The sequence below is a fragment of the Devosia sp. genome, from assembly GCF_034675085.1.
In the GTDB taxonomy this organism is placed as follows: Bacteria; Pseudomonadota; Alphaproteobacteria; order Rhizobiales; family Devosiaceae; genus Devosia.
Map to the genome: position 1 here is coordinate 1 of NZ_JAUCDN010000241.1, position 5,085 is coordinate 5,085.

6 protein-coding genes are annotated in these 5,085 nt (G+C 62.0%); 1 reads left to right on the forward strand and 5 read right to left on the reverse strand.

What is annotated here, in order from left to right; translation table 11 throughout:
• Positions 1–158 precede the first annotated feature (158 nt).
• The 5 genes from VDP82_RS13665 to VDP82_RS13685 all read right to left on the reverse strand — a co-directional run bounded on the left by VDP82_RS13665 (position 159) and on the right by VDP82_RS13685 (position 3,607).
• Positions 159–824: an acetyltransferase gene (locus VDP82_RS13665; RefSeq protein ID WP_323015400.1), complete on the reverse strand. Its 666-nt coding sequence runs from the start codon at positions 822–824 to the stop codon at positions 159–161.
• Positions 821–1,777, reverse strand: a complete 957-nt coding sequence (locus tag VDP82_RS13670) for a glycosyltransferase family 2 protein (protein WP_323015401.1) — start codon at positions 1,775–1,777, stop codon at positions 821–823. The genes VDP82_RS13665 and VDP82_RS13670 overlap by 4 nt, the downstream gene beginning before the upstream one ends.
• On the reverse strand, positions 1,774–2,460 hold the full coding sequence (locus tag VDP82_RS13675; RefSeq protein WP_323015402.1) for a WbqC family protein: 687 nt from the start codon (positions 2,458–2,460) through the stop codon (positions 1,774–1,776). Before VDP82_RS13675 ends, VDP82_RS13670 begins: the two co-directional genes overlap by 4 nt.
• Positions 2,461–2,532: 72 nt before the next feature.
• The gene (locus VDP82_RS13680) at positions 2,533–3,309 is read right to left on the reverse strand and encodes a FadR/GntR family transcriptional regulator (protein ID WP_323015403.1); all 777 of its coding nucleotides are present in this window, start codon (positions 3,307–3,309) and stop codon (positions 2,533–2,535) included.
• 34 nt (positions 3,310–3,343) lie between these two features.
• Entirely contained in the window at positions 3,344–3,607 is a 264-nt protein-coding gene (locus VDP82_RS13685) for a hypothetical protein (RefSeq protein ID WP_323015404.1), read from the reverse strand.
• Between VDP82_RS13685 and VDP82_RS13690 the strand changes: the two genes are divergently transcribed.
• Positions 3,591–5,003: a M20/M25/M40 family metallo-hydrolase gene (locus VDP82_RS13690; protein WP_323015405.1), complete on the forward strand. Its 1,413-nt coding sequence runs from the start codon at positions 3,591–3,593 to the stop codon at positions 5,001–5,003. The two genes, VDP82_RS13685 and VDP82_RS13690, sit on opposite strands and share 17 nt — an antisense overlap.
• Positions 5,004–5,085 lie beyond the last annotated feature (82 nt).

Below are 5,085 nucleotides of genomic sequence, written 5' to 3' on the forward strand. Positions count from 1 at the left end.
TCCCGCGAGGAGAAATAGAACCTGTAGCGATCCCCTTCGATCTGTTCGGCAATGGGGATCATGGCGTGGCTATGCAGCCACTCGCTATGCTTGTCGGCGCAGAATACGTGACCGAGTTTTCGCCACTTCATAACTGTTCTTCCTGCTTTTCCGTCCGGCTATATCGCCCGGACCCGGTGGCTGGGCACTCTTGAACGCTCGGTCTGGCTGCCGATATAAACCCCGCCCTCATCGGCATCCGACAACAATATGCTCCCCGCACCGATGATGCATCGCGCTCCGATCTTGATATGGTCGCGCAGCGTCGCGTTCACCCCGATAAAGGTGCATTCCCCCACGCTCACGCGCCCCGATACCACGATATGGGACGCCAGAAAGCAATGATCCCCTATCGTGCTGTGATGGCCGATGTGATTGCCGCTCCACAGCGTCACATTATTGCCGATGGTGACGAATGGCTGGATGGTGTTGTCTTCCAGGATGAAGCAGTTGTCTCCGATGCGCCCGTCATTGAGCACGCTCGCCTTGGAGCTGACATAGGACGCCAGCCTATAGCCCAGCGCCTTTGTCTCGAGATATTTCGCCTTGCGCGCCTCATTCAGCTTCGAATACCCCAAGGCGATGAAGATGAAATATTGCTCAGGGGGAAACCGCTCCCGAACCGTTTCGAACGGGATGACGGGCAGTCCGCGAAACTCTCCGGATTCGGGAAGAAAATCAGCATCGACGGTGAAGGCTGCAACCTCATAATCCGAATCCGTGGAAAAATAGAAATGCGCCAGCTCCGCTGCGTCGGAGATTCCGAAAATGACCACTTTCTTCATGCTTCGCCCCCGCTGTCGTCCTGCCAGGCACCGTTTCTAAATATGCCCCTCACGATTGAATAGGGGCGCCCTTTGGTCTCAGAGTATATCTTAGCCAGATACATGCCGATGACGCCCAGAAAGGCAATGATCAGGCCGCCGAGCAGCCATACCGATACCATGAGCGAGGTATATCCCCCCGGCGGCCGGCTCATGAAAAGCCAGTTCAGCACCAGATAGGCGCTGAACAGCGCGGAAGCGCCGAAAATCCAGCATCCGCTGAAGAATATGAGCTTGAGCGGAGCGGTGCTGAACGAGGTAACCGAATTCACCAGTTGCGAAATCTTCTTGCGCAACGTGTAGGTGGTCGGGCTGAGGCTTTCCTTCCGAACCAGATGGGGACGTTGCTCGAACCCCGTGGCCACCCAGAGCCCCGCCATGAACAGTTCCGCTTCCCGATGCCGTGTCAGCGCGCGCACATAGCGCCGGGTCATGAGCCGCGCTACGGTCATGTTCGCCGGCACCTCGATATCGCTGATGCCGCGCAGCAACCGGTAGAACAAGGCCCCTGAGGCTCGCTCAAATATGCCGCCCTTTCGGCTTTTCTGAACGCCGTAGACGACGTCGCAACCCTCATTGGCCATGATTTCAGCGAAAGACTGCAGCCATTCGGGCTGCTCTTCCAGATCGCTGTCGATCAGGAAGACGAAGTCGCCTCGGGCATGCGACAGCCCGGTCATCATCGCCTTGTGGTGCCCATGATTGCGGGAAAGATCGACCACCACAATGTGGTCATCTTGCGCGGCAAGCTGGCTCGCGCGGGTCAGGCTGTCATCGGGCGAGCCGTCGTTGACAAGCACGATCTCGAAATCGTCTTCTGCAAAGGACCGGGCGGCCATGGCGCTTCTTTGGCAGAATTCTTCTATATAAGCCGCCGATCTGTACAGCGTGGCGACGACCGACAGCTTTGTCACTTCACATACCTCATATAGTCTGCCGAAGCCTTGCCGCAGCTGAATAGCAGGTCGAGGACACTGACCTGATGAGTGAATTCGCCCCAGGGCTGCGGATAGTCACGATAGCCGCCATAATCGAACCATTGCACGGTAATACCCTGCGCCTCGAAAAGCGCGACATCCAGATAGTCGCGCGCGGCCGGTCCCGAAATGTAATGTGTGGCCCCGCGGGACTGGCAGAGCTGGACGAGCCGCTCGCTGCGTTCGCCCCCATAGGGATGATCCCACGAATTCGAGATATAGGTGTGGATGCCGATATATTGACATATCTGCTCTATCAGCAGGCGGTTCAGTTTCGAAAGATGGGTCTGAGGCTCGAAATAGGCCGGCCGGAGCAGCTCCGAAATCTCCGAGTAAAACGGAGCCCTGCCATAACTCGCCTCAAGGGCCTTCCAATGCTTTTTTTGCCAATTGCTCTGAGGCAGCTCGACATCCCGGATACGCCGATGAATATCGGACCCCACGGGCACGGTAAGCCATTGCAGACCGCCCGGAGCTTTGATCAGGTTGCGGTTTCGCCAGTCGTTCTTGGTGAACTGCACGTCATCATAGATGATGAATTCATCAACGGAAGCAATGAGATCGAAATACCCCTTCCAGGGTATATAATTCGACTGGATGATTACGACGCTTTTCTGCATTCTAAATTCTATACACCGGATCGGACCTCAATCTCTTCATCTGCTGCATACCGGCCACCGCTTCCTCCGCCTCTATGTCGGTTCGCCTTCCCCGCCCATCCGCGCCGCGGCGCGGCCGAAGCCTTCGCTGATGACGGCGCGCATGGCGGTGCGGGCGGCGTCGGGGTCGCGGCGGGCGATGGCGTCGGCGATGCGGCCATGGGCGAGCACGGTGGCGGCCATGGCCGCTTCGTCTTCCATGGGCGAGCTGATGGTGAACATGGCGGTCAGCGCCAGTTCCACCAGCGCGCTGATCGAGACCATGAAGGGGTTGCGCGAAGCATCGGCCACCGCGCGGTGGAATTCGAGGTCGGTGCGGGCGAATTGCTCGGCGCTGCGCGCCTCGCCCAGCCGGCCGGCGCAGGCCACCAGCGCTGCCGCGTCCGCCTCGCTGCGGCGCTGCGCCGCCAGCCCCGCCGCTTCCAGCTCCACCCCGATGCGGATTTCGGCCAGGCTGGCCAGGAACCCCAGATCGGGCCCGGTTTCGAAATGCCAGGCCAGCACGTCGGCGTCGAACAGGTTCCAGCGCTTGCGCGGCAGCACGCGCGTGCCGATGCGCGCCCGCGCCTCGATCATGCCCTTGGCCGCCAGCGTCTTGAGCGCCTCGCGCAGCACCGTGCGCGACACCGAGAAGCGCTGCTGCAACTCCACGTCCGAAGGCAGGATTTCCCCTTCCGCATAATCGCCGCGCACGATGGCGACGCCCAATTCCCACAGCACGCGCGAATGCAGGTTCCGTCCCGGCATGCGTCCGGTGATGGCGGCGATCAGTTCGCCCGTGGTGCGCTCCCTGCCTTCATGCGCGGCCATGCCGGCCTCCCTTTCTGGCGTCCTTGCCTGTGACCTAGAGCGTTTCCAGCAGAAGTGGCAACGGTTCTGCGGTTCGGAAACGCGAAAAAACCAAGACCCGGAGCGTTTCCAGCAGAACTGGCAACGCTTTTACGCTTCGGAAGCGCGGCACGATGAAGACCTGCAGCGATTTCGCCGTTTCAGCGAAACGATCAAATGCTCTAGCCGAGCCCCGGCCCTGCGGCAACCGCGCTGGACAGCGCCCCGCGCCGGGGTGAATGTGGGCAAAAAGGATTCGCCTCATGCCCAATTCGACCACGCCCTCTTCCTCCCAGGCCCTCGAAGCCGTTCTCGCCCGGGTCGATGCCGGGCTCGATGCCAGCCTCGAGCGGCTTTATGCGCTTTTGCGCATCAGATCCATCTCTACCGATCCCGCCTATGCCCCCGAGTGCCAGCGCGCCGCCGACTGGCTGGTGGGCGAATTGTCCGGGCTCGGCTTTGCCGCCCAGGCCCGCCCCACGCCGGGCCATCCGGTGGTGGTCGCGCACGGACCCGACCAGGCCGGGCCGCATGTGCTGTTCTACGCCCATTATGACGTGCAGCCGGTCGATCCGCTCGAGCTTTGGCACAGCGATCCCTTCGAGCCGCAATTGCGCACCGACGCCAATGGCCGCCAGATCATCGTGGCGCGCGGCGCCTCCGACGACAAGGGCCAGATGCTCACCTTCATCGAGGCCTGCCGCGCCTTTAAGGCCGCCACCGGCGGGCTGCCGCTCAAAATCTCGCTGATGCTGGAGGGCGAGGAGGAAAGCGGCGGCGTCAACCTGCCCCCCTTCATGCAGGCCAATCGCGACGAATTGGCCCAGGCCGACATCGCCCTGGTCTGCGACACCGACATGTGGGACCGCCAGACCCCCTCCATCACCACCATGCTGCGGGGCCTCGTCGCCGACGAGATCGAGATCACCGCCGCCGCGCGCGATCTGCATTCGGGCATGTTCGGCAATGCGGCGCGCAATCCCAACCAGGTGCTGGCCGAAATCATCGCCAGCCTGCGCGCGCCCGACGGCTCGGTCACCCTGCCCGGCTTTTACGACGACGTTGCCGAATTGAGCCCGGAGCTGAAGGCGCAGTGGCAGGGGCTGGGCTTTGACGAAAAGCAGTTCCTGGCCGATGCCGGCCTGTCCCTGCCGGCGGGCGAACAGGGCCGCTCGGTGCTCGAAATGCTGTGGTCGCGCCCCACCTGCGAGATCAACGGCATGATCGGGGGCTATACCGGGGAAGGCTTCAAGACGGTCATTCCCGCCAAGGCCAGCGCCAAGATTTCCTTCCGCCTGGTCTCGGGCATGGACCCCGACAAGATCCGCGCCGCCTTCCGCAAACATGTCGAGGCGCTGGTGCCGTCCGATTGCAGCGTGCGCTTCATCCCCCATGGCGGCTCGCCGGCCATCACCGTGCCCGCCGATGGAGATTATCTGCGCAAGGCGCTTTCGGGCCTTTCAGCCGAATGGGGCAAGCCGGCCGTCATCACCGGCTCGGGCGGCTCCATTCCCGTCGCCGGCGATTTCAAGCGCATTCTGGGCCTGGACACGCTGCTCATCGGCTTCGCCCATGTCGACGACCAGATCCATTCCCCCAACGAGAAATACGACCTGGACAGCTTCCACCGCGGCATCCGCTCCTGGGTCCACGTGCTGGCGAGCCTGGCGGAGTAAGCCGCGCCCCCAACCCTCTCCCCTGCGGGAGGAGGGCTATCGCATATGGGTTGTGGCACGATAGCGCCGCACCCACCGGGCG

Bases quoted from the DNA above. Each gene is read 5' to 3' on its own strand.
- VDP82_RS13665 (WP_323015400.1), bottom strand. From the start codon at position 824: ATGAAGAAAGTGGTCATTTTCGGAATCTCCGACGCAGCGGAGCTGGCG.
- VDP82_RS13675 (WP_323015402.1), bottom strand. From the start codon at position 2,460: ATGCAGAAAAGCGTCGTAATCATCCAGTCGAATTATATACCCTGGAAG.
- VDP82_RS13680 (WP_323015403.1), bottom strand. From the start codon at position 3,309: ATGGCCGCGCATGAAGGCAGGGAGCGCACCACGGGCGAACTGATCGCC.
- VDP82_RS13690 (WP_323015405.1), top strand. From the start codon at position 3,591: ATGCCCAATTCGACCACGCCCTCTTCCTCCCAGGCCCTCGAAGCCGTT.